General features: G+C 61.3%; 28 protein-coding genes, 1 tRNA gene and 2 pseudogenes. 16 read left to right on the top strand and 15 right to left on the bottom strand.

What is annotated here, in order from left to right; translation table 11 throughout:
* Position 1 precedes the first annotated feature (1 nt).
* A complete protein-coding gene (locus tag BG023_RS12790) occupies positions 2–682 on the top strand; it encodes a spermidine synthase (protein WP_069310788.1) in 681 nt (226 codons plus the stop codon).
* Here the strand turns inward: BG023_RS12790 and BG023_RS12785 are convergent.
* Both BG023_RS12785 and BG023_RS12780 read right to left on the bottom strand, forming a co-directional pair.
* A complete protein-coding gene (locus BG023_RS12785; protein WP_069310787.1) occupies positions 670–1,626 on the bottom strand; it encodes a DUF481 domain-containing protein in 957 nt (318 codons plus the stop codon). The genes BG023_RS12790 and BG023_RS12785 overlap by 13 nt on opposite strands.
* A 17-nt stretch (positions 1,627–1,643) precedes the next feature.
* The gene (locus tag BG023_RS12780; RefSeq protein ID WP_069310786.1) at positions 1,644–2,360 is read right to left on the bottom strand and encodes a GcrA family cell cycle regulator; all 717 of its coding nucleotides are present in this window, start codon (positions 2,358–2,360) and stop codon (positions 1,644–1,646) included.
* An 83-nt stretch (positions 2,361–2,443) separates the two neighbouring features.
* Here BG023_RS12780 and BG023_RS12775 point away from each other — a divergent pair, with 83 nt between their 5' ends.
* Positions 2,444–3,346, top strand: coding sequence for an ABC transporter permease (locus BG023_RS12775; RefSeq protein ID WP_083234694.1), 903 nt, complete (start codon positions 2,444–2,446; stop codon positions 3,344–3,346).
* A gap of 42 nt (positions 3,347–3,388) precedes the next feature.
* Here BG023_RS12775 and hspQ read toward each other — a convergent pair whose 3' ends face one another.
* Entirely contained in the window at positions 3,389–3,769 is a 381-nt protein-coding gene (gene hspQ / locus BG023_RS12770; RefSeq protein ID WP_069310785.1) for a heat shock protein HspQ, read from the bottom strand.
* 179 nt (positions 3,770–3,948) lie between these two features.
* Between hspQ and BG023_RS12765 the strand changes: the two genes are divergently transcribed.
* Positions 3,949–4,038 (top strand) — tRNA-Ser (locus tag BG023_RS12765).
* A gap of 295 nt (positions 4,039–4,333) precedes the next feature.
* Here the strand turns inward: BG023_RS12765 and BG023_RS14605 are convergent.
* A complete protein-coding gene (locus BG023_RS14605; RefSeq protein ID WP_083234693.1) occupies positions 4,334–5,116 on the bottom strand; it encodes an HNH endonuclease in 783 nt (260 codons plus the stop codon).
* Positions 5,117–5,586: 470 nt separating this feature from the next.
* On the opposite strand from BG023_RS14605, the gene istA reads away from it, so the two are divergent.
* Both istA and istB read left to right on the top strand, forming a co-directional pair.
* Complete coding sequence (istA, locus tag BG023_RS12755; RefSeq protein ID WP_069311317.1) at positions 5,587–7,113, top strand: IS21 family transposase; 1,527 nt, start codon at positions 5,587–5,589, stop codon at positions 7,111–7,113.
* The gene (gene istB / locus BG023_RS12750) at positions 7,103–7,882 is read left to right on the top strand and encodes an IS21-like element helper ATPase IstB (protein ID WP_069310783.1); all 780 of its coding nucleotides are present in this window, start codon (positions 7,103–7,105) and stop codon (positions 7,880–7,882) included. The genes istA and istB overlap by 11 nt, the downstream gene beginning before the upstream one ends.
* Before the next feature lie 62 nt (positions 7,883–7,944).
* Here the strand turns inward: istB and BG023_RS12745 are convergent, their stop codons facing one another.
* From BG023_RS12745 to BG023_RS12725, 5 genes are all read right to left on the bottom strand, one after another.
* Positions 7,945–8,859 (bottom strand): magnesium and cobalt transport protein CorA, encoded by a 915-nt coding sequence (locus BG023_RS12745; protein WP_069310782.1) that lies wholly within the window; start codon positions 8,857–8,859, stop codon positions 7,945–7,947.
* On the bottom strand, positions 8,856–9,560 hold the full coding sequence (locus tag BG023_RS12740; RefSeq protein ID WP_058193743.1) for a glutathione S-transferase N-terminal domain-containing protein: 705 nt from the start codon (positions 9,558–9,560) through the stop codon (positions 8,856–8,858). The genes BG023_RS12745 and BG023_RS12740 overlap by 4 nt, the downstream gene beginning before the upstream one ends.
* A gap of 132 nt (positions 9,561–9,692) precedes the next feature.
* On the bottom strand, positions 9,693–10,232 hold the full coding sequence (gene msrA, locus BG023_RS12735; RefSeq protein WP_058193745.1) for a peptide-methionine (S)-S-oxide reductase MsrA: 540 nt from the start codon (positions 10,230–10,232) through the stop codon (positions 9,693–9,695).
* A 1-nt stretch (position 10,233) separates the two neighbouring features.
* Positions 10,234–10,677: a peptide-methionine (R)-S-oxide reductase MsrB gene (gene msrB, locus BG023_RS12730; RefSeq protein ID WP_058193748.1), complete on the bottom strand. Its 444-nt coding sequence runs from the start codon at positions 10,675–10,677 to the stop codon at positions 10,234–10,236.
* A 149-nt stretch (positions 10,678–10,826) separates the two neighbouring features.
* Positions 10,827–11,702: a LysR family transcriptional regulator gene (locus BG023_RS12725; RefSeq protein WP_170233918.1), complete on the bottom strand. Its 876-nt coding sequence runs from the start codon at positions 11,700–11,702 to the stop codon at positions 10,827–10,829.
* 233 nt (positions 11,703–11,935) lie between these two features.
* On the opposite strand from BG023_RS12725, the gene BG023_RS12720 reads away from it, so the two are divergent.
* The 3 genes from BG023_RS12720 (at position 11,936) to BG023_RS12710 (ending at position 14,538) form a co-directional block, all read left to right on the top strand.
* Entirely contained in the window at positions 11,936–13,165 is a 1,230-nt protein-coding gene (locus BG023_RS12720) for a bifunctional alpha/beta hydrolase/OsmC family protein (RefSeq protein ID WP_058193757.1), read from the top strand.
* Positions 13,166–13,209: 44 nt separating this feature from the next.
* The gene (gene msrA, locus BG023_RS12715) at positions 13,210–13,713 is read left to right on the top strand and encodes a peptide-methionine (S)-S-oxide reductase MsrA (RefSeq protein WP_058193752.1); all 504 of its coding nucleotides are present in this window, start codon (positions 13,210–13,212) and stop codon (positions 13,711–13,713) included.
* A gap of 66 nt (positions 13,714–13,779) precedes the next feature.
* Positions 13,780–14,538, top strand: a complete 759-nt coding sequence (locus BG023_RS12710; protein ID WP_069311316.1) for a ZIP family metal transporter — start codon at positions 13,780–13,782, stop codon at positions 14,536–14,538.
* A 22-nt stretch (positions 14,539–14,560) separates the two neighbouring features.
* Here the strand turns inward: BG023_RS12710 and BG023_RS12705 are convergent, their stop codons facing one another.
* Positions 14,561–15,055: a MarR family winged helix-turn-helix transcriptional regulator gene (locus tag BG023_RS12705; RefSeq protein WP_210408504.1), complete on the bottom strand. Its 495-nt coding sequence runs from the start codon at positions 15,053–15,055 to the stop codon at positions 14,561–14,563.
* Positions 15,056–15,780: 725 nt separating this feature from the next.
* Between BG023_RS12705 and gap the strand changes: the two genes are divergently transcribed.
* The 4 genes from gap to BG023_RS12685 all read left to right on the top strand — a co-directional run bounded on the left by gap (position 15,781) and on the right by BG023_RS12685 (position 19,342).
* On the top strand, positions 15,781–16,788 hold the full coding sequence (gene gap / locus BG023_RS12700) for a type I glyceraldehyde-3-phosphate dehydrogenase (RefSeq protein WP_069310780.1): 1,008 nt from the start codon (positions 15,781–15,783) through the stop codon (positions 16,786–16,788).
* Between the two features lie 73 nt (positions 16,789–16,861).
* A complete protein-coding gene (locus BG023_RS12695; RefSeq protein ID WP_069310779.1) occupies positions 16,862–17,164 on the top strand; it encodes a DNA-binding protein in 303 nt (100 codons plus the stop codon).
* Between the two features lie 54 nt (positions 17,165–17,218).
* Entirely contained in the window at positions 17,219–18,586 is a 1,368-nt protein-coding gene (cysS, locus tag BG023_RS12690; RefSeq protein WP_069311315.1) for a cysteine--tRNA ligase, read from the top strand.
* A 111-nt stretch (positions 18,587–18,697) separates the two neighbouring features.
* Complete coding sequence (locus tag BG023_RS12685; protein ID WP_233993002.1) at positions 18,698–19,342, top strand: MarR family winged helix-turn-helix transcriptional regulator; 645 nt, start codon at positions 18,698–18,700, stop codon at positions 19,340–19,342.
* Here the strand turns inward: BG023_RS12685 and BG023_RS12680 are convergent.
* Together BG023_RS12680 and BG023_RS12675 are read right to left on the bottom strand one after the other, a co-directional pair.
* The gene (locus BG023_RS12680; protein ID WP_233993109.1) at positions 19,261–19,941 is read right to left on the bottom strand and encodes a YeeE/YedE thiosulfate transporter family protein; all 681 of its coding nucleotides are present in this window, start codon (positions 19,939–19,941) and stop codon (positions 19,261–19,263) included. The genes BG023_RS12685 and BG023_RS12680 overlap by 82 nt on opposite strands.
* 144 nt (positions 19,942–20,085) lie before the next feature.
* A pseudogene (locus BG023_RS12675) lies at positions 20,086–20,448 on the bottom strand (integrase core domain-containing protein); the annotation flags it as partial.
* Between BG023_RS12675 and BG023_RS12670 the strand changes: the two are divergent.
* Both BG023_RS12670 and cueR read left to right on the top strand, forming a co-directional pair.
* Positions 20,441–21,787 (top strand): annotated as a pseudogene (locus BG023_RS12670) (copper-translocating P-type ATPase); the annotation flags it as partial. The pseudogenes BG023_RS12675 and BG023_RS12670 sit on opposite strands and share 8 nt — an antisense overlap.
* The gene (gene cueR, locus BG023_RS12665) at positions 21,784–22,170 is read left to right on the top strand and encodes a Cu(I)-responsive transcriptional regulator (protein WP_069310776.1); all 387 of its coding nucleotides are present in this window, start codon (positions 21,784–21,786) and stop codon (positions 22,168–22,170) included. The pseudogene BG023_RS12670 and the gene cueR, both read left to right, overlap by 4 nt.
* Positions 22,171–22,660: 490 nt before the next feature.
* On the opposite strand, the gene BG023_RS12655 is transcribed toward cueR, so the two are convergent.
* From BG023_RS12655 to BG023_RS12645, 3 genes are read right to left on the bottom strand one after another with little or no spacing between them, the layout of a single operon-like run.
* A complete protein-coding gene (locus tag BG023_RS12655) occupies positions 22,661–22,999 on the bottom strand; it encodes a YnfA family protein (protein WP_069310774.1) in 339 nt (112 codons plus the stop codon).
* Entirely contained in the window at positions 22,996–23,346 is a 351-nt protein-coding gene (locus BG023_RS12650) for a DUF3147 family protein (protein ID WP_069310773.1), read from the bottom strand. Before BG023_RS12650 ends, BG023_RS12655 begins: the two co-directional genes overlap by 4 nt.
* A complete protein-coding gene (locus tag BG023_RS12645; protein ID WP_069310772.1) occupies positions 23,343–23,756 on the bottom strand; it encodes a MerR family transcriptional regulator in 414 nt (137 codons plus the stop codon). Before BG023_RS12645 ends, BG023_RS12650 begins: the two co-directional genes overlap by 4 nt.
* A gap of 69 nt (positions 23,757–23,825) precedes the next feature.
* Here BG023_RS12645 and BG023_RS12640 point away from each other — a divergent pair, with 69 nt between their 5' ends.
* Positions 23,826–24,458, top strand: coding sequence for a cation transporter (locus tag BG023_RS12640; RefSeq protein WP_069310771.1), 633 nt, complete (start codon positions 23,826–23,828; stop codon positions 24,456–24,458).
* Entirely contained in the window at positions 24,455–24,805 is a 351-nt protein-coding gene (locus BG023_RS12635) for a DUF3703 domain-containing protein (protein ID WP_069310770.1), read from the top strand. The genes BG023_RS12640 and BG023_RS12635 overlap by 4 nt, the downstream gene beginning before the upstream one ends.
* Positions 24,806–24,941: the final 136 nt, after the last annotated feature.

The raw sequence follows: 24,941 nt of genomic DNA, 5'->3' as shown, positions 1-24,941 counted from the left end.
GATGCTCCAGCGCGAACTGATCGACACCACCCAGATCGAGGACGGTGTCACTCTCGAACTCTACACCCATGCGGGTCACTTCATGATCGTGATGGGGCGCAACGAGCTGATGAGCACGCGGATGCGCTTTTCCGAGGAACAGCTCGCCGACCTCACTCTGGACCGGCTCGGCAAGGACAACGCCCGTATCCTGATCGGCGGCTATGGCATGGGCTTCACCTACCGTGCTGCGGCGACCAAGCTGGGAGCGAAGGCGCAGATCGTGGTCGCCGAAATCTCGGAGGCGATCATCGACTGGGCCAAGGGGCCGATGGCGGCGCTGACGGGTGAGGGCCTGTCGGACCCGCGCCTCGACCTGAAGATCTGCGATGTCGCTGCCCTGATCGACGATGCGAACGATGGCACCTGTGCCAAGTTCGATGCGATCCTGCTCGATGTCGACAATGGGCCCGACGGGATCGTGCGCGATGCCAACAACCGGATCTATTCGCGCACGGGCCTTGCGAAAGCGCGGGATGCCCTCGCGCCGGGCGGTATCCTTGCGGTGTGGTCGGCCGGGCCTGACCCCGCGTTCCGCAAGCGGCTTTACGATACGGGGCTGACGGTGACCGAATGGAACGTGCGATCGCGCCCCAACAACAAGGGCGCGCATCACATCATCTGGTTCGCTCAGAAGTCGTAGATCAGCGTCACGCGGCTGAGGGTGTCGGTCTGCACCGCGCCCGGGGGCGGGTTGCTGTCATATTCGACCGCGTAGGAGAAGCGTGCCGATAGCTTGCTGCTGATCGCGGCATTGAGGCCGGTAATGAGATCGAGCGTGGTGTTGCGCGAATCGATGATCGCGACCGCCGATCCGCCGGTTTCCGCCACCGCATTGGTATCCTGCGTCAGCGTCAGCCGCTTGGTGATGTTCCAGTCGAAATCCACGCCGGCAAGCCCCGCGATGCGGCTTTCGCTGCGGCCGTCGGTGAATTCGGTGACGCGGTAAGCCGGGCCGGCCTTGACCGACAGCTTGAGGTCATCGGCGTTGAACACCTGATAGCCGATGCCGCCCGATGCTGCATAGCGACCCAGGAACCCCTGGAACCGGTCGCGCTCATATTGCCCCAGCGCATAGACGTAGACGTTGCCGGAGAGATTGAAGTTGGGCTCGTAGCGTGCAAGGAACTGCTCGCGCGTGGTGACCCCGTTGGCGCGCTGGTAATCGACGCGGGCGGTGAGGCGGTGGCGCCAGTCGATGCCCTGCCGGTCGGCGGTGAGCCCGGCGGTGATGCCGGTGTTGAACGAATTGCCCGTGGCGCGGAACGCCCCGAACTCGCCCTTGCCGGACCAGTTCTCGAACAGACCCGCGGTGCGGACCTCTTGCTCTTTCGCGGCGGCAGCGGCGGCCTTGGCCTCGGCGAGCTGCACGTCGTAGGCCGCGATGATCGCATCGAGCTCGGCGCTATCAGCCGGATTGGTGGTGCGCGCCAGATCAATGACCGTGCGGACCTTGGTCTCGTCACCGGTCGCGATGGCGGCATCGATCATCGCGCGCACAGACTCCGGGAGCGCGGCCAACGCAGCGCCGGATTGAAGCGCAAGACCGAGCGCGGCAATCGCGCCGGCAAGGCGAGCGATTTTCATCACGCGCCCGTCTGCGATTAGCGCACCCGCGGTCCGCCAAACGGCAGCGGCGGGGGCGGACGGCGCACGCCGCGCGGCAGCTGGGCCTGGTAGGCGCGGCCGCAATGCTCGACGCAATAGGGGAAACCGGGGTTCACCTGCTCGCCGCAGAAGTGGAAATCGGGCTCGCCCGGATGGCCCATCGGCCAGCGGCACACCTTGTCCGACAGATCGAGCAGGCTGGTCTTGCCGGCGATCTCGGGGCTCGGTTTGGCCGGCACCAGACGGCGCGGCGGGGCAGGGGGGATCGGAGCCTGCTGGTCACCCGGGCCCTGCCGCAGGAAGCCGCCGGGGCCGACCGAGACGATCTTGGGCAGATCGGCCTGCGGATTGGGCACAGGCTGCGAGGGCGAGGCAGCCGCTTCGGTGTTGGCGGTGTCGCGTGCTGCGGGGGCGGCTGCGCGGGGAGCGGCGCGTTCGGCCGTCGGGGCGGCAGCGCTTCGCTCAGCCGGTTCGGTGCGCGGCTCGGGCGCGGGACGGGCAGGGGCGTTGGCCGGCTTGCGCGCAGGCGCAGCGGCCTTCTTCTTCTCGTTGGCCTTGACCGGGGACGGGCGGGCCTTGAGCCCCAGGCGGTGCGCTTTGCCGATCACGGCATTGCGGCTGACCCCGCCGAGTTCGGTGGCGATCTCGCTGGCGGTTGCGCCGCCTTCCCACATTTTCCTGAGCGTCGCGATGCGCTCGTCCGTCCAGCTCATGTGTTTTACCTGTTCCTGTGCCCGCTTGCGTGTTGGCGGCCGGTGCTTGTCATGGAAGCCAGCGCGGCCTAGGCACCTGTGCCATGGCCGAACCTGCTCCTGCAAACCCTGTCGCGAACGCTGCTCCCGTGACCGAAAAGACGCCCGATGACAAGACCGGCGGGAGCACCCGGTTCAGTCCGCACGGCGTGCCGGTGATTACCGGGCTCAACCGCGTGGGTCTGTATGCCCTCTATATGAAGGAGGTGCGCCGGTTTCTCAAGGTGCAGACGCAGACGATCTGGGCTCCGGCCTTCACGACGCTGCTGTTTCTGGTGATCTTCACCGTCGCATTAGGCCGAGAGGGGCGCGAGGTGCTCGGCGTGCCCTTCGCCAGCTTCGTCGCACCGGGGCTGATCGTGATGGCGATGATGCAGAACGCCTTTGCCAATTCCTCCTTCTCGCTGCTGTCGGGCAAGATGCAGGGGACGATCATCGACCTGCTGATGCCGCCGCTATCCTCGGGCGAGCTGATGATCGGCATCCTTGGCGCCGCGATCACCCGCGCGATCGCGGTCGGGTTCACGGTCGGGCTGGCGATGGCGCTGTGGCCGGGGGTTTCGCTCGGCATGGCGCATCCTTGGGCGGTGATCTGGTTCGGGCTGATGGGATCGCTGATGCTCGCGACGCTGGGGCTGGCGACCTCGATCTGGGCCGAAAAGTTCGATCACAACGCCGCGATCACCAATTTCATCATCGCGCCGCTCTCGCTGCTGTCGGGTACGTTCTATGTGATCGAGAACCTTCACGGCGTGTTCCAGGCGGTCAGCCGCGCCAACCCGTTCTTCTACGTGATCTCGGGCTTCCGCTTTGGCTTTCTCGGGGCAAGCGACATCGGGGCGGAAAGCCATGTGCTGGCCGCAGGTGCCGGCCTGCTGGCGCTCAATCTTGTGATGATTGCTGCCGTCTACGCGCTGCTGCGCTCGGGCTGGAAACTCAAGAATTGATGGTGTTGGGCCGCCAACCCGGACGGGACGGCGCAAGACAGATCAATGCGTGAGCGAGCGGCGCATCCGGTAGCGGCCATCCTTGAAATTGTCGAACAGCTGCCGCACGGTCGGGTGATCGACCGGCCCGCCTTGCGGATCGGCCACCAGATTGCCCTGGCTGACATAGGCGACGTAGGACGAATCCTCGTTCTCGGCGAGCAGGTGGTAGAACGGCTGGTCGCGCGGCGGGCGCATCTCTTCGGGGATCGACTGGTACCATTCCTCGCTATTGGCGAACACCGGATCGATATCGAAGACCACACCGCGGAAGGCAAACAGCCGGTGGCGGACGACATCGCCGATGCCGAAGCGGGCGCGGGTCTGGCGCGGGGCGATGATGGTGCGCCCTGCCTGCATCGAGAAGAACTCTGCGCGGTCCATGCGCTGCAATATGGACCGTCGCTGCGGCAAAACAAGCGGCGGTCCTGCGCGGAGCCAAGATATGCCCGCATTTTATGCCGCGACAGGACTTGGCAAGCCGCAGGGCTTGGGCTAACGGGCGCGCTTCCAGTCGCCTGCCGCACCGACCACGCGGCGCCAAGACGCGCGACAGGCCTCGCGGAGAGGTGGCAGAGTGGTCGAATGCGCCGCACTCGAAATGCGGTTTACCGGCAACGGTAACGTGGGTTCGAATCCCACCCTCTCCGCCATTCATCCCATTGGAATCATTCTATTCCATGGGTTTTGCGCGAAAAATCCCGTGCATTTCAAGGGTTATAGGCAACAGCCTCTCCACCGCACATCTGCGGTGCCGGGGCAAATTTGCTCTCTTCAGCCCGATATTCTCCGAAGCTCTCGACCGGACCTAATTTAGTGGATTATCTTATCGCATTGAAAGTGAAGAACTTATTTTACATTCTGGTTGAAATTTTGAGATAAGCACTCATTCGTCGAGCACGCCCCATCATCAACTCCGCTCTATGCCTCGGCCCCAGATGGCAGCAACTATGCACTGATCCAAATGTGATTTCTGTGCCATTCGAGCCGACTTTTGTGCTCATCGGAAAGCACGAGTGTCGGCGACGTTGCTATCCCTAGGGCTTCTTGAGCACTTCCCCCCAGGCGCGGCGAAGGTACTGCACGCCCGCGATCATCAAATGTTACAAGGCCGCTATCAAAGGCCGCGTCCCAAAGGGCTGAGAGCAATAGGCCATTGTGGACGTTCAAGCGCTCTTGGTCCGTATGGCATTCTGCCCATGGGATAATATGGGAGGCCTTCAAGAGTGCAGGCTCCCTGATTCCGGTCAATGGGCAGGCCGCATTCCAGTAGTCCATTAAGGCAGATCGGAAGCGATCCTGACCTATGCGAGCTTTCTGAAGTCGTTCTGCCTCTGTGTCTCCCAGGCCAGCGATATCCCTGAGGTACTCTTCATACGGCAATGTCGGAAGGCTCAGTGACAGGCGGTACACGATACTGACTGCTTCGAAGAGCGCGCCCCGATCTGGAAAGGCAAAGGCGCCTGAATGACCTTTTGCACATGGTTGCGCCGGTTCAGCTTTCAGCTCCCGCGCAGCCCCAGGGTGAGCGACGGATAGGAAGAAGGGGCCAGACATGCCGTTTTTTGTAGCTGCGACGGCTATTTCACCCGGAGCCGAGGCAGACGAAAAGAACAGCCACCCAGCTGCCTGCCCCTGAGCTATACGATAGCCATGCTCGTTAGCAGCATCCTGGAGCTCTGATTGCAAGGCAAAAGGGTAATCGGTCAGGCGCGTCTTTGTATCGATCATGACACTGGTTCACCCTCAACCTCATGAACCACATACTGACGGAAAGCATCTGCTGTAGTAAAGCATCTGAACCCAGCTGAATTGGCCAAAGACATTAACTCGGCGCTTTCGTCAATCAGGACCGCGACTGCCTCGGTCAGCTCCTGTCGGACGCCCTGAGGCCACGCAATGTCGAGAACGGCTCGCTGTTCGCCGGTGGCATCATCCACCAGCTCATAGCCCAATAAGCCCTCCGCCAATCCGCGACTTTGCACCCATGCATTGAGCTCGACCAATTCGTTCTCTTCTGCCTCAGAGGCAAAGCCGCCGATTACTGCTGGCGCAGCAAGAACAGGCGCAGCATTCGATAGCCAGCGTGTTGATTGCCACTGAGATCTGACCCGGGAGGGGCATAAATTTCCACTGAGAAGTGACCCATGTTCTGACCTTTCCCCCTGGCTTTGGTGTCGGGGGAACGAGGAGTGATCGACATGGCGTTACTGAGTGTAATCCGACGCTGGCATTTCCGGCAGCACATCCCGATCCGAGAGATTGAACGGCGCACGGGATTGTCGCGCAACACGATCCGCAAGTACCTGCGGGCGGATACGGTCGAGCCGAAGTTCAAGGTTCCAGCACGGCCGAGCAAGCTGGACCCGTTTGCGGAGAAGCTATCGGCCTGGCTGCGGATCGACGCCGGCAAGTCGCGCAAGCAGCGGCGCACGGCCAAGCAGATGCACGCGGATCTCGTGGTTTTGGGCTACGATGGTTCCTACAACCGAGTAGCGGCGTTCGTGCGGGCTTGGAAGGCCGACCGTCAACGCGACGCCCAGACCAGCGGGCGCGGGACTTTCGTGCCGCTGGTGTTCCAGCCAGGCGAGGCATTCCAGTTCGACTGGAGCGAGGACTGGGCCATAATCGCCGGCAAGCAGACCAAGCTGCAGGCCGCACACACCAAGCTGGCGCACAGCAAGGCCTTCATCGTGCGGGCCTATCCGCTCCAGACCCATGAGATGCTGTTCGACGCCATGACCCAGGCCTTCCGGGTTCTGGGCGGCGTGCCGCAGCGCGGGATATTCGACAACATGAAGACCGCAGTCGACAAGATCGGCACTGGCAAGGCCCGCCAGGTCAACGCCCGCTTTGCCGCCATGGCGAGCCACTATCTGTTCGAGCCCGAGTTCTGCAACCCGGCCTCGGGATGGGAGAAGGGTCAGGTCGAGAAGAACGTTCAGGATGCACGGCGGCGACTGTGGCAGGTGATGCCTGCCTTCCCGGATATCGATGCGCTCAATGCCTGGCTCGAGGCGCATTGCATCGCGCAGTGGAGCCAGATCCAGCATGGTGTTCTGCCCGGGACCATTGCCGATGTGCATGCCGCCGAGGTTGCCAGCCTGATGCCGCTGGGGCGGCCCTTCGACGGCTTCGTTGAGCATGCCAAGCGGGTATCCCCGACCTGCCTGATATCGTTCGAGCGCAACCGGTACAGCGTGCCCGCCTCCTTCGCCAACCGGCCGGTGAGCGTGCGGATCTACCCCGAACGCATTGTCGTAGCGGCCGAAGGACAGATCCTGTGCGAACATGGACGGGTCATCCAGCGATCCCACGATCAACCGGGACGGACGATCTATGACTGGCGGCATTACCTCGCGGTGGTCCAGCGCAAGCCCGGTGCCCTGCGCAACGGCGCCCCCTTCACCGAGATGCCGACAGCGTTCCGGCAGCTACAGGGCCAGCTTCTGCGGCATCCCGGCGGCGACAGGGAGATGGTGGAGATATTATCGCTGGTCTTGCACCATGACGAACAGGCCGTGCTGCGTGCCGTGGAACTGGCGCTGGAGGCCGGCGTGCCGACCAAGACCCATATCCTTAACATCCTGCACCGCCTGATCGACGGCAAGGACGCTACTCCGCCAAGGATCGATGCCCCGCAGGCTCTGATCCTGCGGCGCGAACCCAAGGCCAACGTTGCGCGCTACGACACGCTGCGGAACAAGGATCTGCGTCATGCGTCATGATCCCGCCAGTGCCGCCGTCGTGGTCATGCTGCGCGCACTCAAGATGTACGGCATGGCCCAGGCGGTCAGTGACCTGACCGAGCAAGGGGCGCCCGCATTCGCTGCAGCCGTCCCCATCCTCTCGCAGTTGCTCAAGGCCGAACTTGCCGAACGAGAGGTCAGGTCCATCGCCTACCAGATCAAGGCAGCCAGGTTCCCCGCCTATAAGGATCTGGCCGGGTTCGACTTCGCTTCCAGCGAGATCAGTGAGGCCATGGTTCGCCAACTCTACCGCGGCGAGTTCATCGATGGCGCCGACAACGTGGTGCTCATCGGTGGGCCCGGCACCGGCAAGACGCACATTGCCACCGCGCTCGGCGTGCAGGCCGTCGAGCATCATCGCAAAAAGGTCCGCTTCTTCGCCACCGTCGATCTGGTCAATGCGCTGGAACAGGAAAAGGCCATGAACAAGGCCGGTCAGCTTGCCGAGCGCCTGCTGCGTCTCGACCTCGTCATCCTGGATGAGTTGGGATACCTGCCGTTCAGCCCATCAGGCGGCGCGCTTCTCTTCCATCTGCTCAGCAAGCTCTACGAACGCACCAGCGTCGTCATCACGACCAACCTCAGCTTCAGCGAATGGTCCGGCGTGTTCGGCGATGCCAAGATGACAACCGCGCTGCTCGATCGGCTCACTCACCACTGCCACATCCTCGAGACCGGCAATGACAGCTTCCGGTTCAGGGACAGCTCGGCAGCACCCAAAACCAGAAAGGAAAAATCACCCGCTTGACCCACCGCCCGCATCGCGGGACATAACCATCACCCGGGTCACTTCTCGATGAAAATCCCGGGTCAGATCTCAGTGGCAATCAACAAGCCGTAGGCTGTATCCAGCTCAGGCATGTTCCTGAAGTTCATCCCGTATATCCCCGCTATGGCCGTCGGGACCGCAAGGATGGCCGCCCAGGCCGCGAGTTGGCGCGTGATGACACCTGTTCTCTGCGCTTCCAGCAGGCTGCTGAATTCGAAAACAGTGGACAACACCTGGAGGAGGCCGTCGACCATGGACTGAACGCGATCGACATGGTCCGCGACGTCGTTGAAGTAGGGGCGAACTTCAGCGCTGATGCATGGAAAGTGTCCGCGCACGAGCTTGCGCACCAGCTCCGCCATAGCGCCGAGCGTACGCTGAAAGCGCGTTAGCTCGCATCGTAAGCCGAAGATGCGGGCGACTTCCTCTCGCCCGAGGAAATCGTCGAGCGACCGCCTCTCCATCTCGAGAACGTCATCTTCGATCATTTCGAAGATGGGAAGATACTGATCTACGATCCGGTGCAGGATCGCGTGAAGGACGTAATCGACGCCCTTTCCGAACTGGGCGGGCGAGCCCTCCAGTTGCTCTCGAAGATTGCCCAATGCCCCGGCGTTGCCGTGGCGCACGGTGATGAGGTGGTTATGGCCAGTGAAGATCGCCGTTTTGCCGTAGCGTATGCGATCTCCAACCAGCTCGGCCGTCTGGGCGACGACGTAAAGCTCGCCATTGTAAACTTCGAGCTTCGGCGGGCACATCGGGTGCATCGCGTTGTCGATCGCCAATGGATGCAGATTGTAGGTCGCCTGAAGCGTCTTCAGTTCGCCTATTGACGGCTCGCTGAGCCCAATCCAGCAGAAGCCCGAACGGCTCTTGTCGAGCTCGACGCGCTCGTCGATCGCGACTTCGCGGATCCGCCGACCCTCGTTGTAGTAATACGCGGCGATGACGCTCATGCCGGCCTCGCCGGGATGAGCAGGCCCCGCTGCACAGCTGGCCGAGCAAGGCCGCGGTCTAGCCACGCTCGGACGTTCCGGTGATCGTCAAGGCGCAGCAGGTCGCCGGCGTCATAGCTGCCGACCAGGGCATTGACCCAGCCGAGCGTCGCAATGTCGGCGACGGAGTAGTCCTCGACGATCCAGTTGCGCCCTTCGAGCTGGCGATCCAACACCCCCAGGAGGCGCTTGGACTCGTCGGCGAACCGCTGCTGAGGCCGCTTGTCCTCATAGTCCTTGCCGCCCCAACGCAGGAAGAAACCCAGTTGACCGAACATCGGGCCGATCGCCGACATTTGGAAAAATACCCAACTGAGCGCTTCGTAACGCCTGGCTGCCGCCGCTGGGATCAGTTGGCCGGTCTTCTCGGCAAGATAGACGAGGATCGCACCGGATTCCCAAAGACCGAGCGGCTCACCGTCCGGACCGGATGGGTCAATGATCGCGGGTATGCGGCCGTTGGGATTTAGAGACACGAAAGCCGGGTCTTTGGTCTCATTCCGGCTGATGTCGATGAAGTGCGGCTCGTATGGGAGGCCGGTCTCCTCCAGCATGATGGAGACCTTGACGCCGTTTGGCGTCGGAGCCGCATAGAGCTGCAACAGATCAGTGTTGGAGGCGGGCCAGCGCTGAGTGATCGGAAACGATGAAAGGTCTGGCATGCTGGGCGATCCCACAACGTGATTTCAGCGAAGAAGCGTGACCGCCTGATTGGCTGGCTCGGGGACCGCATCGCTGGTCGATGCGGTCCCGATGCTTACGATCCAGGGGCTTAGCCGCGCTGGCCGTTGCAGCTATTCCGCTGCCTCTCCGGCGGTGCGCTGAGTGTCGCCAGCGTCATTACGTTTGGGGAGCACCCAGTTTGCGCGAGGGAAATGGCAGGTGTAGCCACCCGGCCGCTTCTCCAGATAATCCTGGTGCTCTGGCTCTGCTTCCCAGAAATCCCCAACGGGTTCGACTTCGGTGACCACCTTGCCGTCCCACAGTCCGGATGCGTCAACATCAGCGATCGTGTCTTCTGCGACGCGCTTTTGTTCGTCGTCGACGTAGTAGATGCCCGACCGGTATGAGAGTCCGCGGTCATTGCCCTGACGGTTCTTCGTGGTCGGATCGTGGATCTGGAAAAAATACTCCAGGATGTTGCGATAGTTCGTCACCTCGGGGTCGAAGATGATTTCGATCCCTTCGGCATGCGTGCCATGATTGCGATAGGTGGCGTTTGGCACGTCGCCACCGGTGTAACCCACGCGGGTCGAGACGATTCCGGGCTGCTTGCGGATCAGATCCTGCATACCCCAGAAGCACCCGCCTGCGAGAACAGCGCGCTGCTGCATGTTAGGCCTCCTCTACTTGATCGAGATATTCACCGTAGCCCGCGGCTTCCATCTCATCGCGTGGGATGAAGCGAAGCGCTGCTGAGTTGATGCAGTAGCGCAGGCCGCCGCGGTCGGACGGACCATCCGGAAACACGTGACCGAGATGGCTGTCGCCGTGTACTGAGCGAACTTCAGTCCGTACCATCCCATGCGAGCTGTCTCGAACCTCGTTGACGTGCGCCGGGACGATCGGCTTGGTGAAACTCGGCCAGCCGGTGCCCGACTCGAACTTGTCCGTCGACGCGAACAACGGCTCACCGGATACGACGTCGACGTAGATGCCCGCCTCCTTGTTATCGTTGTACTCGCCGGTGAAGGGCCGCTCGGTGCCGTCCTGCTGGGTGACCCGGCGCTGTTCCGGCGTCAGGCGCTCAATTGCTTCCTTTGATTTCTCAAACTTCATGATGGTCTCCAATACTTAGTTAGAGGTCCAGGCACACTACGTTCAGTTTATCTTTGCGGTGGTCGCCTCAACTATCGCAGCGGCTCCAGTTTTTATCCAATACGTCGTGTGTATAGTTTTGATACCGCCCGTGCACTTTGCTTGCGAGGTCAACTCCACTCGTAACGCGCTGCGAGTTGTGCAATTTTCCGTATCTCGACCGGCGCCGTGGACCCTGAAACGGTCGCGATCACCACCTCACGTTCCAGGGCGAAACCCTCAATCGGTCTGGTTACCAAGCCAGGCGCGGCAGCCGATCGTTCAGGCAGAATGCAAATCCCCCGCCCTTCAGCGACGACACGCTGGACCCAATCATCTCGATCTGAGCGAAAACGAGGGCGGACGAGCACCTCCCGCCGAGCGAAGTGATCGAGGATCTGATCGCGGAACTCGCATTTCAGCCGATCCACGAACGGGAAGGCCAGGAGGTCTTCGCCGCGAACGGTGTCGGTCTCCGCTAAAGGGTGATTGACGGAGCAGCCCAGCACGAACCGTTCCTTGAACAGGGGCCGGACATCGAGCTTGCGGTCCGGTCTCGATTCGCGGGGTAGGATGCAAGCATGGTACTTACCTGAGAGCACCTCCGACGTGTCTTCGCTCGACTGTAGCGAATGCAGTTTGATCTCGATTGACGGAACCTCTTCCAAGGCGCTGTCGAAAAATGTCGTGAAAGCCTTTGGGCCGACCGTCGGAGCGACCGCGACATCGAGAACGCGGTGTCGTCCCATGGCCCAGTTTTCCGAGTGATGCCTTACGCTTTTCATCGCGACCAGCATGCGGCGGAACTCGAGTTCGACATCCTGACCGAGGCCGGTGAGCCTGCTGTTCTTCCCGTCACGATAAATCAGCGGTCCACCAAGTTCTTCCTCCAGGCGGCGGATCGCGCGGGTCAGGCTTGGTTGGGAGACACCACTAAGACGAGCAGCTGCCGTGAAATTCAGCGTCTCGGCCAAGTTGATGAAATAGCTGACCTGATTGAGTTCCATAGCCCTTCGGCCCGTGCGCCTGACAGATGCTACCGCTGACTGAACGTCCCCCGCGGACGCCCTACAGAAGTATGCGCGACGCATATAATCATGACCGAGGGGCTTGTCTATATGCGCCACGCATATAAAAGAGATGTCCTGCGGTGCTGGGTTTGGTCGCGAATATGTCGATCGGTTCGGCCGAGTTTGCGCGCTGGCACGCTCGCACCGCGGCGTGTGGGAGGCTCGAAGACATGGCAGGCACTGCGTTCACGTTTCTCAACGCGGCAGGTTCACGGATTTCCGGGCGGCTAGAACCCCCGGAGGGAACACCTCGCGGCTGGGCGATTTTCGCCCATTGCTTCACCTGCGGAAAAGACAACCGTGCCGCAGTTCACATATCGCGCGCGTTGTCGCGCGCGGGCATCGGCGTCTTGAGATTTGACTTTGCCGGCGCTGGGATCGGCGAGCCGACCGCCGATGCTTTGAACTTCGCCTCGGACGTTCAGGATATCAGGTCAGGCGCAAAGGCGATGAAGGCCGCCGGTAAGACCCCCTCTCTTCTTATCGGGCATAGTCTTGGCGGCCTTGCAGCAATCGTAGCCGCGTCAGAGCTACCAGATGTCGCTGCGGTGGCAACGATCGGTGCGCCGGCGGACCTGCACCATATCCTGAGCATCTTTAAGCAAGATGACCTCGACGCCATCAGGGAAGACGGGGAAGCCTCGGTCGAAATCGCCGGTCGATCATTCGTGATCAGTCGTAGCTTCATCGAGTCTTTGCAAGCAATCGATGTGGAGACGGCCATCAACTCACTACGACGTCCGGTGCTGGTTATGCACTCCCCGGTCGATCAGGTGGTTGGGATCAACCATGCGTCGCGCATCTTCGTCTCCTCGCGCCACCCAAAGAGCTTCATATCGCTTGATACGGCGGATCACCTCCTCAGCGATGCAGGCGACGCGAACTACGCTGCCGCTATGGTCGCTGCCTGGGCCAACCGCTTTCTTCCGCCACTCGTGGACGACCTCCCGCAAGTTGAAGCGGCGAAGGGCGTGAGCGCCACGGAGACGCTAGCCGGAAAGTTCCAGCTTACGGTGCGCAGCGGCGAGCACACTTTGTTTGCGGACGAGCCGCCGTCGGTCGGCGGACTTGGCAGCGGATTGTCCCCTTATGAATTGGTGTCAGCCGGTCTAGCGGCCTGCACCGTCATGACGATGCGACTTTACGCGAACCGCAAGGGATTTCCGCTTGAGCGCGCGAGCACGACCGTCGAGCACATGAAAGTGGCAGATATGATGCCCCCCGATCGCTTCAAACGGACGGTCGTTCTGGAGGGGCCGTTGAGTGATGAGCAGCGTGCGCGGATACTTGAGATTGCTGATCGCTGTCCGGTGGACTTGACGCTCCTCCGAGGGTCGGATGTGCAAACCGAGTTGATAGACGGATTAGCATTCATCACGCCCACGAAGGTGGAGCCGTAATCGTGACTTCCGCAAAAAGTCACGGTCAATCAGTTAGCGAAACCATGCGTCGAGAACGCGCAATCCTTGCTGGTGGGTGTTTCTGGGGCTTGGAGGATTTGTTTCGGCGAGCCAGGGGGGTCGTAGGCACGCGCGTTGGCTACATAGGCGGAGAGATGCCTGACCCTACATATGCTCGTCATCATGGCCATGCGGAAGCGGTTGAGATCACATTTGATCCGGCGGTGACGAGCTATCGCAAGATCCTGGAATATTTCTTCCAGATCCACGACCCGACAACTTACGAGCAGCAAGGTAGCGACGTCGGTCCAAGCTATCGTTCGGCGATCTTTTACACGTCGCAGGCCCAAATGGACGTGGCCTTAAAAACGATCGCCGAGATCGAAGCGTCAGGCCGCTGGCCTGGCCCGGTGGTATCCGAAATCAACCCGGAGGAGCCGTTCTGGGAGGCGGAAGCTGAGCACCAACTCTATCTCGCCCGGAATCCCCAGGGTTATAGCTGCCATTTCGAGCGAGCGAATTGGCGCTTGGACAGGTCAGATCGATGAGTTCCAAACTGGCGCGGCTTTGTCTCATGTTCGGCTTCGCGTCTCGCGATGCGAAGCGAGGTCGTGATGCCTGAGTACGTGATCGCGGGCCTGTGGGGATTGCTGTCAGGCAGTGGGCTGCTTGTCGGCGCGATCGTCGCGGATGCCCTCTTTGGCAAGCTCACTCACCGCATGATTTCAGCCGTCATGGGCTTTGGCGGCGGTGTTCTGATAGCAGTTGTAGCCACCGAGCTCATTGGAGAACGGGTCTCGGACGATCTCGGGCCCACAGCGGTCATCGCGCTGCTTGCCGGCGCTGCGATCTTCAGCGGAGCCAATTTCTACCTGTCTCGGCGTGGCGCGAAGAATCGCAAGCGATGCGGTGAATGCACCGAGCAGCCGCGTGAGGGCGAGCAGCACGGGAGCGGCGCTGCGATCGCGCTCGGCAGCGTCCTTGACGGCATCCCGGAAGCGATGGTGATCGGGATGTCGGTCGCGAACGGCGGCGCGATCAGCGTTGCGGTGATCGCTGGATTCTTTCTCGCAAACGTGCCGCAGGGTCTGTCGAGTACATCGGGTATGAAAGTCGCCGGGCGATCTCGACGCTACATCTTCACGATCTGGATCGGCATCCCACTTCTCGTGGGCATTTCAGCAGCTTTGGGCAATCTGCTTTTTGGTTCGGCCGATACGCAAGCTCCCGCAATTCTTTCCTTCGCTGCGGGCGCGGTCATCGCGATGCTGGCTGAGGCAATGATTCCAGAAGCCTTCGAAAAGGCGCCTCCGTTCATCGGTTTCATAACCGTTGTGGGCTTCCTCGCAGCTTATTTGATCGCGCAGCACTGACGCCGCCACGTCAACAAGCTGGTTACGCGCCGTCGCTGCCTTCTCGATCCACGCCTCTTTCGTGCAGTTCGGCGTCGATTGGACAGTTGGTGCAGCCATCGTAGCAGCAGAGCCGACAAATCCGATATGAGTGCTCGAGGTTCTCCAAACGAGCGCGGAGGACGCGTTCGGCGATATCGCACAGGAGCTTCACTTCGGCAGGATCGAGGATCGAAAGACCCTCGGCGATGACTTCGTCCCGCGATGCGAGCACGCCGTCGCTCGCAACCTTCCCTGACTCAGTGAGATAGAGAGACCGCGTGCGTCCGTCTGTTGAATGACCCCGGCGTTCGATCAGCCCTTCGGCCGCTAGCCGGTCCACGAGACGAACCGTTCCTGCGTGTGACAGGCCCACGCCGACCGCGAGCATACGAATAGATAGCCCAGGCTTGTGCGCGAGCAGCGCCAATGCAGAGGCAGCAGGGCCAGCTTCCGGCGCCCGCGATGAACTAGCGCGAACGATGTCGTCGCTGATCATGAGTGCGAACGCCCCGAAAATGTTGCGATCTCGAGGTCCATCCATTGCCGCATCTATATGTGCGCGGAGCATAGACAGCAAGCCAAACTCTTACACGATTTGCGGAGAGACTGCGTTAGGAAAGCGCGCTTTTACAATGCTTTACAGTCGGTTACGGGACTCCCCCCCGCTGTAGCTATGAGATGTCGCAGCGCTCAAGACGCCCTTCAATCGATAGCTATCGGCTATGATGTTCGCGAGATTGACCGCATGACCACCGAGCCGGGACACGAATCACCTCGGTCGTCCCGCTAGACGTGGCGACCTCGTTATCCGCAGGCTTGCGCGACTCCTGCGCCTAGGCATTGGACCGCGTGTGCGGCGGAGCTACGTGTTCCGAGGTCAATCAGCATGCGATCGCGGACCTCGCCTGTTGCTCGTTGGGCAGCGAGCGCCTTTTGCGCATCTCTGTCCGGCACAAAGGCGATACCTCCTGTCAGGCGCGCAACCGTGACGGCGACCTGCAACTACACTTGGCTGAACGCAACGCCATGGGCGCACTGGCAACGTGTTGACGTTCTACTCTCCTCGCGATAGGTCTATGCGCGGCGCATACATACTCAACCGTTTCGGTCTTTCAGGGCCGTCGGCTTCAGCCGGCCGTCGGCGATGAGCGGTACGCCAGGGCGAACGCCGAGGAAGGCCGTCGATCAAGCGGCTTGAACTACGGACAAGCGGAGACGCGCATGACGATCAAGGTCGCAATAAATGGCTTCGGACGTATCGGACGCCTCGCGTTGCGCTCGATTGTCGAGCATCGCCGCCAAGACATTGAGGTGGTGGCCATCAACGATCTTGGTCCCGTCACCACGATGGCGCATCTCCTCAAGTACGACTCGGTGCATGGTCCCTTCCGGGGCTCTATCGCAGCGGGCGAGGACTGGATCGACGTCGGTTCCGGAAGGATTAAAGTTGTTTCGGAGCGTGATCCGGCAGACCTCCCGCATGCATCGCTTGGCGTCGATGTCGTGCTCGAGTGCACTGGGCTTTTCACGACGAGCGGAAAGGCACAATCCCACCTTCGGGCAGGCGCGAAGCGAGTATTGGTTTCAGCGCCTAGCGAGGGGGCTGATAAGACCATCGTCTTCAAGGTCAATCACGACGCTCTAACGCGAGATGACATAATCGTCTCGAACGGCTCTTGCACGACGAACGTGCTCGCGCCGGTAGCCAAGGTTTTGAACGATCTCTTCGGCATCGAGCGCGGATATATGACGACGGTGCACGCCTATACGGGCGACCAGCCGACATTGGACACCGTCCACAAGGACCTTTACCGCGCGCGTGCTGCCGCACTCTCTATGATCCCGACGTCTACTGGCGCCGCGAACGCGATCGGGCTCGTACTCCCAGAGCTGAGAGGGAAGCTTCACGGATCGTCCATCCGCGTACCGACGCCCAACGTATCTGTCGTGGACTTGAGTGTGTCAGCCGCCCGTGAAGTGTCGATCGAGGAAGTCAACGACGCCATTCGGCAGGCCGCTGAAGGGTCGATGCAGGGTGTGCTCGCGACGACCTCAGAACCCCTTGTTTCAATCGATCTCACCCACCGCAGCGAATCCGCCATCGTCGCTCTGCCGCAAACTGACGTCGTGGACGGCAGAATGGTTCGGGTCCTTGCCTGGTACGACAACGAGTGGAGCTTCGCCACGCGCATGGCGGATACGGCAGTAGCCATGGGCAAGCTGATCTAGCCGGCAGGATGCAGGCGGCTACGATAGGGATGCTGCCTGCTTCGCCGAGAACGACATTCGGGTAGGAGCGATCATGGGCATGACTGGACCATTGGCGCGCGCAGCGCGTGCTCTTGTTCAGTGGCCCCGCGCTCACGCTGCCTTAGTGGCGGGGCTGCAGGAAGACGCCATAGCGGATTTCGAAGCTGGCAGAGCGGGGCTCGATTTCGCCGACATAGCTCGGTTACGCGATGCACTCGAACGCGGAGGCGCGGTTTTTATCGACGATGATTCGAGCGGGGGGATCGGGGTGCGGCTTAAGTTCAATGCCAAGGATGTGCGCGCCATCAATCGAATGGAGGGTGAAGGTGGGCCGGTGGGCACCGACGACGTCTGAAGCCGAGCATTCGTCGCTGCCGGGCAAGAGGCCGTGAGCGCGAGAGAGCCGGCGATGACTATCATCAAGCTTCACGATACGGCTGCTCTTAAGAAGCGCGTGTTCGTTCCGAGCAATCCTGCCCGGGTCACGATGTATGTGTGCGGACCGACTGTCTACAGCCGCGCCCATATTGGGAACGCGCGGCCGGCCGTGATTTTCGACGTGCTTTCGCGCCTGCTGCGGCATGTTTATGGAATGGATGCGGTGACCTATGCCCGCAACGTAACTGACGTCGACGACAAGATCATCGATGAAGCGAGCGCGGAGGGTGTGCATCCGTCAGTTATCGCGCGGCGGTTTGAGGAACTGTACCTCGCCGACATGGGCGCACTAGGCGTGCGCCCGCCGGATATCGCGCCGAAAGCCACAGCCCATGTTCCTGGCGTGATCGCCATGATCTCTAAGCTTCTCGAGGGCGGCTTCGCCTATGAAACACACGGCCACGTGCTGTTTCATGTCCCGTCCGACCTGCACTATGGCGCGCTCGGACGCCGTGACCGCGATGCAATGATCGCCGGCGCACGGGTGGAGGTGGCTTCCTACAAAAAGGATCCGGCCGATTTTGTCCTGTGGAAGCCGTCACCGCCGGAGGCAATCGGGTGGGACTCGCCCTGGGGGCGTGGGCGCGCGGGCTGGCACATCGGATGCTCGGCAATGATTGCAGAGAATCTCGGCGAGACAATCGACATTCATGGCGGCGGGCTTGATCTGGTGTTCCCCCATCATGAAAACGAAAGCGCACAAAGCCGGTCGGCTCATGCAGGCTCGCCGTTGGCACGCTACTGGTTGCACAACGGCTTTCTGACGATGACGGACACTGCGGCCGGTGTTGGGAAGATGTCAAAGAGCCTCGGCAACGTTGTGAGCGTCGGCGAACTGCTGGAGCGGGGCCACGGAGGCGAGACGCTGCGTCTGGCGTTGCTGTCAGCGCATTATCGGCAGCCGCTGGAGTGGAACGAGGCGCTGCTCTCCCAAACAAAAACGATTTTGGATCGACTGTATCGGCGACTGAAGATGTTTAGTTTCATCGACGATGAGGAACTCGGCATCGATGACTGCAATCAAGCTGTCGTCGACGCCCTTGCCGACGACCTGAACACGCCGCTGGCGCTCTCAAAGTTGGTCGCGATCGATGACCCGAAATCGCTCATTGCGAGCGGCATGCTCCTTGGGCTGTTTTCGAGACGTGAACGTTGGTTTCGCTTCTTTTTAGACGGGCCTAGTGGGGAATCAGATCACGTCGCCCGTCTGATCGACGCTCGCACGGACGCGAAGAGCCGAAAGGATTTCGCCGAGGCGGACCGGATCCGCGCAGAACTCACAGACTTGGGTATCGCGTTGGAGGATGGACCTACAGGGACAACCTGGCGACGGTTGTGAACTCCTATAGTAGCGCTCTAGCGGCTTGGCAGTTCTGTAGCCTGCCCGTGGGACGGCTCGACAACACTCACTCGATATCGTATGCGCGACGCATATATCGAATGAGTTGCGATGATGGATGAACCCTCTGATCGCTTGATCAACATTTTCGGCGCGCTTTCGCAAGCGGTAGCGGATCGAGTGCGTATAGCGATCGGCGAGGCTTTCAGCGCTGGTGGCGAGACCGCTGCCGCTCTCATCGCTATCGGTCACGCGCCGGGCATGTCGATCGGACAGGTCCGCCAAGTCCTTCGACTGTCACACGCAGGCGCCGTCCGCGTCGTCGAGAGGCTGGAGGATCAGAAACTCGTAGCGAAGTCGCAATCGACTTCTGACCGTCGTGTGGCTCACGTTACTTTAACCGCCCTCGGCCAAGTAGAGAGAACTAAGTTGCTTGGCCTCCGTAACGCCGCTGTGGCGGAGCTACTCAGCAAGGTTTCAGTTGAGGATCGCGGCGCATTGGAGCGCGCGGCCGACTCCATCCTGTCGTCTCTACTGTGCGATCCCCTCGGGGGGTTGCGACTTGCCGGCTGTGCGATCAGGCCCGTTGTCTCGACTGCCCGGTTGAAAGGCATCGTCCGTATCGACGGCAGGAATGATCGCACGGGCATCCATTTTGAAGTGCTTTCGCGGCTCTACAGTGCGGGAGCGCGCCGGCCGGGCAGCGCGTTCCGCGCGGCAAAGCCGATGACGATGGTCAGCGTCATCAGAAGGTAGGCGACTATTCCGCCAGGAGAGAGCGTAGGAACAGCCGCCAAGATCATTGCGTCGTTCCCGCCGGGTATGAGAGCTATACCGACACCCATGAGAGCGCCACCGACGATCGATCGAATTATGCCATAGCCAGTGGGCAGTTGAAGACGCAGATTGCCCTGCCGAAAGGAAGCCGTGAGAGCACCCGCGACCGATGAGATCACCGTAACAAGCGTGACCTCGCCTGATGGTGACATGCGGAGAGGAAGCCCGCGTTGAATCAAGTCAGCGAAGGTCCACGCTGGTGACAGTGCGTACAATAGACCGCCAGTTACGCCGAGGCCGATCATCGACGCGGCGAAGGGCCACGCCGGCCTCTTGCGCGCAACGCGCTTTATACAGACGAACACGATCGACAGCATAAGCACCAACAAAAGACCGGCAAGCGTCGCAAGGCCCAACAGAGTGGGAGTAGCAGTGAGGCTTGGCCATGACGCCTCATAGCCGAACCTTGTTTGATCGGCCGCCCATATACCGAAAGCCAAGCCAAGCGGCAGCGCTATAAGCCTTATCTCCCCATCGCCCAAGCGTGCCAATGACCCGAGAAGACAAGTGTCGTTGATCAGTGCGCCTAGCCCAAATGCGATTGCTCCAACTAAGAGAAGCCAGTTGATGCTAGTCGACGGCGTGAGATGTCCGTCGTCAGAACATTTGGCGCAGATGGTGGCGTAGATTAGCGGAGTGCGGGCCTCGTCTGGGGTTGGGTTTTAGGCGGCGAACTTGCGGTGTTGCAAGCGCCGATATTCGATGGTCTGTCGTTTGATCCTTTCACGCTGTTTGATGATGGCCGGTGCCCTGCCGAAGTAAGCATCGGCGGGCGTCACATTGTTGAGGCTCTCGTGGTAGCGCTGGTGGTTGTAGTGCTCGACGAACGCCTCGATCTGGGCCTCGAGGTCACCGGGCAAGAAGTAGTTTTCCAGCAGGATGCGGTTCTTCAGGGTCTGGTGCCAGCGCTCGATCTTGCCCTGGGTTTGCGGGTGCATCGGGGCACCGCGCATGTGGCTCATCTTGTTGGCCTCGATGTATTCCGCCAGTTCCCCCGCGATGTAGCTGGGACCATTATCGCTGATCGGCGGCACCATGAACCAGAGCGGTGCCCTGATAATCCGCGCAGACAAGGTCGGACGGGACACCATGCTGTCCCGCATCGTGCAGATGGTTGCTGAAGCGCAACGTTCACGCGCGCCGATCCAGCGCATGGCGGATCAGGTTTCCGGCTGGTTCGTGCCGCTGGTTATCGGCATTGCCATTCTTGCCTTCGCACTCTGGGGCATCTGGGGGCCAGAGCCGCGCTTTGCCCACGGGCTGATTGCGGCGGTATCCGTGCTGATCATCGCCTGCCCCTGCGCGCTGGGCCTTGCCACGCCGATGTCGATCATGGTGGGCGTTGGGCGCGGCGCGGGACTTGGCGTGCTGATCAAGAATGCCGAGGCGCTGGAGCATATGGAAAAGGTCGACACGCTGGTGGTCGACAAGACCGGCACGCTGACCGAAGGCAAGCCCGCCGTCACCCGGATCATCGCAGCGGCAGGGCTTGAGGAAGCGGAATTGCTGCGGCTGGCGGCCGGCGTGGAGCGGGCGTCGGAACACCCGCTGGCGTTGGCGATCGTCGATGCGGCGATCAGCCGGTCCATCGAAATCCCTCCCGTCAGCGGTTTCGATTCCCCGACCGGCAAGGGCGCCGTTGGTGTGGTTGAGAACAAGCGCATCACGTTAGGCAACGCGCGCTTCCTGACGGAATCGGGGATCGATACCGCGCCTCTTGCTGCCGAAGCCGATGCACTTCGCGAGGATGGTGCAACGGCCATCTTTATGGGGCTGGACCAGCAGGTGGCAGGCGTATTCGCCATTGCCGATCCGATCAAGCCAACAACGCCGGAAGCACTGGCTGCCTTGCGCGCAGATGGCATTCGCGTGGTGATGTTGACCGGTGACAACCGCACGACAGCCACCGCCGTCGCGCGCCGGCTCGGGATCGATGCCGTTGAAGCCGACGTCCTGCCCGATCAGAAAGCCGATGTCGTCGCGCGGCTGAAGCAGGAAGGCCGCGTCGTCGCCATGGCCGGCGATGGAGTGAACGATGCGCCCGCGCTTGCGGCGGCGGACGTCGGCATAGCAATGGGGCACGGCACCGATGTCGCCATGGAAAGCGCGGGGATGACGCTGCTGAAGGGCGATCTTGTCGGCATCGTTCGCGCCCGCCAGCTCAGCGAGGCGACGATGTCCAACATCCGCCAGAATCTGTTTTTCGCTTTCATTTATAATGCGGCCGGCGTTCCGGTCGCGGCAGGGCTGCTCTATCCGTTCTTCGGCATCCTGCTTTCGCCTATGATCGCTGCGGCGGCGATGGCCTTGTCCTCGGTCAGCGTTGTCGCCAACGCACTGCGTCTCAATCGGGTGAAGCTGTGAACATTGGTGCAGCCTCGCAGGCAAGCGGCGTCTCGCAGCGGATGATCCGGCACTATGAAAAGATCGGCCTGATCCCCGCGCCACCGCGCCGCGGGAGTGGGTATCGCGATTATTCCGATGCCGATGTTCATCGCCTGCGCTTCATTGCCAATGCCCGCGATCTCGGGTTCGGCACGGAGGAGATCACGACTTTGCTTGCCCTATGGTCTGATCGTGAGCGGGCCAGCAGCGAGGTCAAGGCCTTGGCACTCGCCCAGGCGGACGAATTGGGGCGCAAGGCAAAGGCGCTCGAAAGCATGCGGCGCACCCTCCTGGATCTCGCCCGCCAGTGCCACGGTGACAACCGTCCAGATTGTCCGATCATCGATGGTTTGGCAACGTGAAGGACGTTCAAGCAGTCAAGGGAGGCGGGTTCATTTGCTTCTTTCTCCCTTTGAAAAATATCCGATTCGAACAGAGTTGGCGTTTCCCTGGCGGCATCCTCTGTTGCTGTTCCGAGAGGCTGACCCAGGCCGACGTCCTGACCGTCGTACTGGCACTGACTGGTATCGGCAGCGTGGTGCTCCGGAAGACGGCCAGGGCGCGGATGGGTTGGAATTCCGCTGCAGGAATGGGTTAGAGGTTTCTGTATTCAGCCTTCTCCCATTCCGTAGAGATTCGGCCATCCGGCAGCAGCCATAAAACTCGGCCATTTGCTGCTGACCCCGTCTCGGCGCTGTTGCGGCTGAAACCAATGAAAATATGTAGTGCGAGGTAAACAGGTGACCGTCATTCTGTTCCGCCAGAATGCCCTTTCCAGCATGGAAGGTGGTAGGCCTGCCGATCGAAGCAGTGCAACAGAGCGTTAAGCACTGATCGGTTGCGGCGCTCATGTCATCCGCGACCTGGTCCCCACAGGATCAATCCCGCCCCGGCAAGGCAGATCAGCCCGCCCAGAATATCCCAGCGGTCGGGTGCAATACCCTCGACAACCTTGAGCCAGACCAGCGACGCGACGATGTAGACGCCGCCATAGGCGGCAAATGCTCGCCCGGCGGCTTCCGCTTCTACCCTGGTCAGGGCGTAGGCAAAGACGATCAGCGACAGGACGCCGCCGGCCAGCCAGATTGGCGATCGCTCGAGCCGAAGGACTGCCCAGAAGGCAAAGCAACCCGCGATCTCGGCGATTGCCGCGAGAACGTACCAAGCAATTGTTGAGAGAGGCGCTGTCACAGCCGGATATCCCAGCGGGCGAGTAGTGCCGCCATGCCGATATACAGGACGATGGTGAGGACACAGCCGGCCGCGAGTGCGGGCCAGAACGCGAAGCCTCGCTTGAGCAGAACCGGGATCAGCAGGAACATCGGCAGGCTCGGAAGAACGTACCAGAATGTGGCTTGCGAATAGCTGGCCATGCGCGCGGTGTCGCCGGTGTCTCGCCAGAGCCAGATCATGCTGAGCAACGCGACGAGGGGGAGCGATGCCAGCAAGGCGCCAAGTCCGGCGCTCCGGCGCGCCACTTCGGAAACCACGACAATGATGATCGCCGAGATTGCGGTTTTGACGACCAGATAAATCATTCGTGGTCTCCGTTGCACATGGTGTGATCCCCCAGCGCCTCGATCACGCGGCAATCGGCGGCCAGTCCGCCCCGGCAGCGACCGATAATGCGCGATAGTTCGTCGCGCAGGGTAACGAGCTGGCCGATCTTTTCTTCGACCTGCGCCAGATGGCGGGTGGCGATCCGGTCGGCTTCGGAACACTCGCGCTCGGGATGGTCGGCGAGATCGAGCAGCGAGCGCACTTCCTCGATGGTGAAGCCAAGCTCACGTGAATGACGGACGAAGGCGAGCCGCGTGCGATGTGCTTCGCCATAGGAGCGGTAATTTCCCGCGGTCCGCGCCGGTTCGGGCAGCAGACCGATCCGCTCGTAATAGCGGATCGTCTCGATGTTGGTGCCGGTCGCCCTGGACAGTTCGCCGATTTTCATCGCTTGACCCTGTAGTTGCTACAGGGTGCATATAGAGGGCCGACTCGAACGAACCAAGGAGTTTCAGCCATGGCGGACAGTTGCTGCGACAGTTCCTGCAGTGACGACACCGCGCGCAATGATCCTTCGTGGCGAAGGGCGTTGTGGATCGCGCTCGTCGTCAACGGCGTGATGTTTTTCGTCGAGATCATCGCGGGTGCCGCATCGGGATCTCGCTCGCTACAGGCTGACGCGCTCGATTTTTTGGGCGATTCCGCAAACTACGCGATCAGCCTTGGCGTCGCCGGCATGGCGCTTGTCTGGCGGGCGCGGACCGCGCTGGTCAAAGGGCTGACCATTCTGACTTTTGCGCTCGGGGTGATGGTTTCGGCGATCTGGGGCCTTGTTGTCGGCACCCAGCCCGATCCCTGGGCGATGACAGGCATCGGCGCACTCGCGCTGGTAACGAACGTCTCGGTGGCTCTCCTGCTCTATAGATTCCGATCGGGTGACGCCAACATGCGATCGGTCTGGGTCTGCTCGCGCAACGATGCGATCAACAACCTGCTGGTGATTGGCGCAGGCTTCGTGGTGCTGAGGACCGATAGCGGCCTCGCCGACCTCGTGGTCGCGCTCATCATGGCGCTTCTCGGGCTTCAAGGTGGATGGCAGGTGGTTCGGCAGGCCCGATATGAACTCGCGGCTAGCGGGGCTCAGGCATGAAGCAGCTCGAAGCAGCATATTGGGCGGAGATAGATGCCTTCCGGCAAGCGAAGGCCGGCCAGGATGCGGCCGATGCCTGGCACTATCTGGAACGCGCGCACATCCTTTCTCAGCAGGTCCTGCGGCTTCATCTCCATGCCCATGCGCTCATGCTAACCTTTGCCATATCCCGGCGCGAATGGCGGGAGGCGCGCGGACAGGTGCTGCGTCTGATGCTTGCGCCCGTCGGCGCTCTGCTCGGGCGGATCCCACTGGGAAACACCGGGCGAGCAGCGGTCAGTGCCTTCGTGACCATGCCCATACCGGAGGAGCTTCGTCATGTTCTGGGCCAGGAACAGTGCAAGTGATGCGCTTGCTGCTGCTGTATTGCTCTGCTAGGTGGGCACGATGAGGGGCGTTGTTCTCCAGTTCCTGATTCTTTTCTCGGTGCTTTGCGCCGGTTTTCATGCGCCTACCGCGGCGCATGTGGACCATGACGGCCAT

Source organism: Porphyrobacter sp. LM 6, from assembly GCF_001720465.1.
GTDB lineage: Bacteria > Pseudomonadota > Alphaproteobacteria > Sphingomonadales > Sphingomonadaceae > Erythrobacter.
The sequence above is the reverse complement of the archived record's forward strand: the minus strand, read 5'-3'. Positions and strand labels throughout refer to the sequence as shown.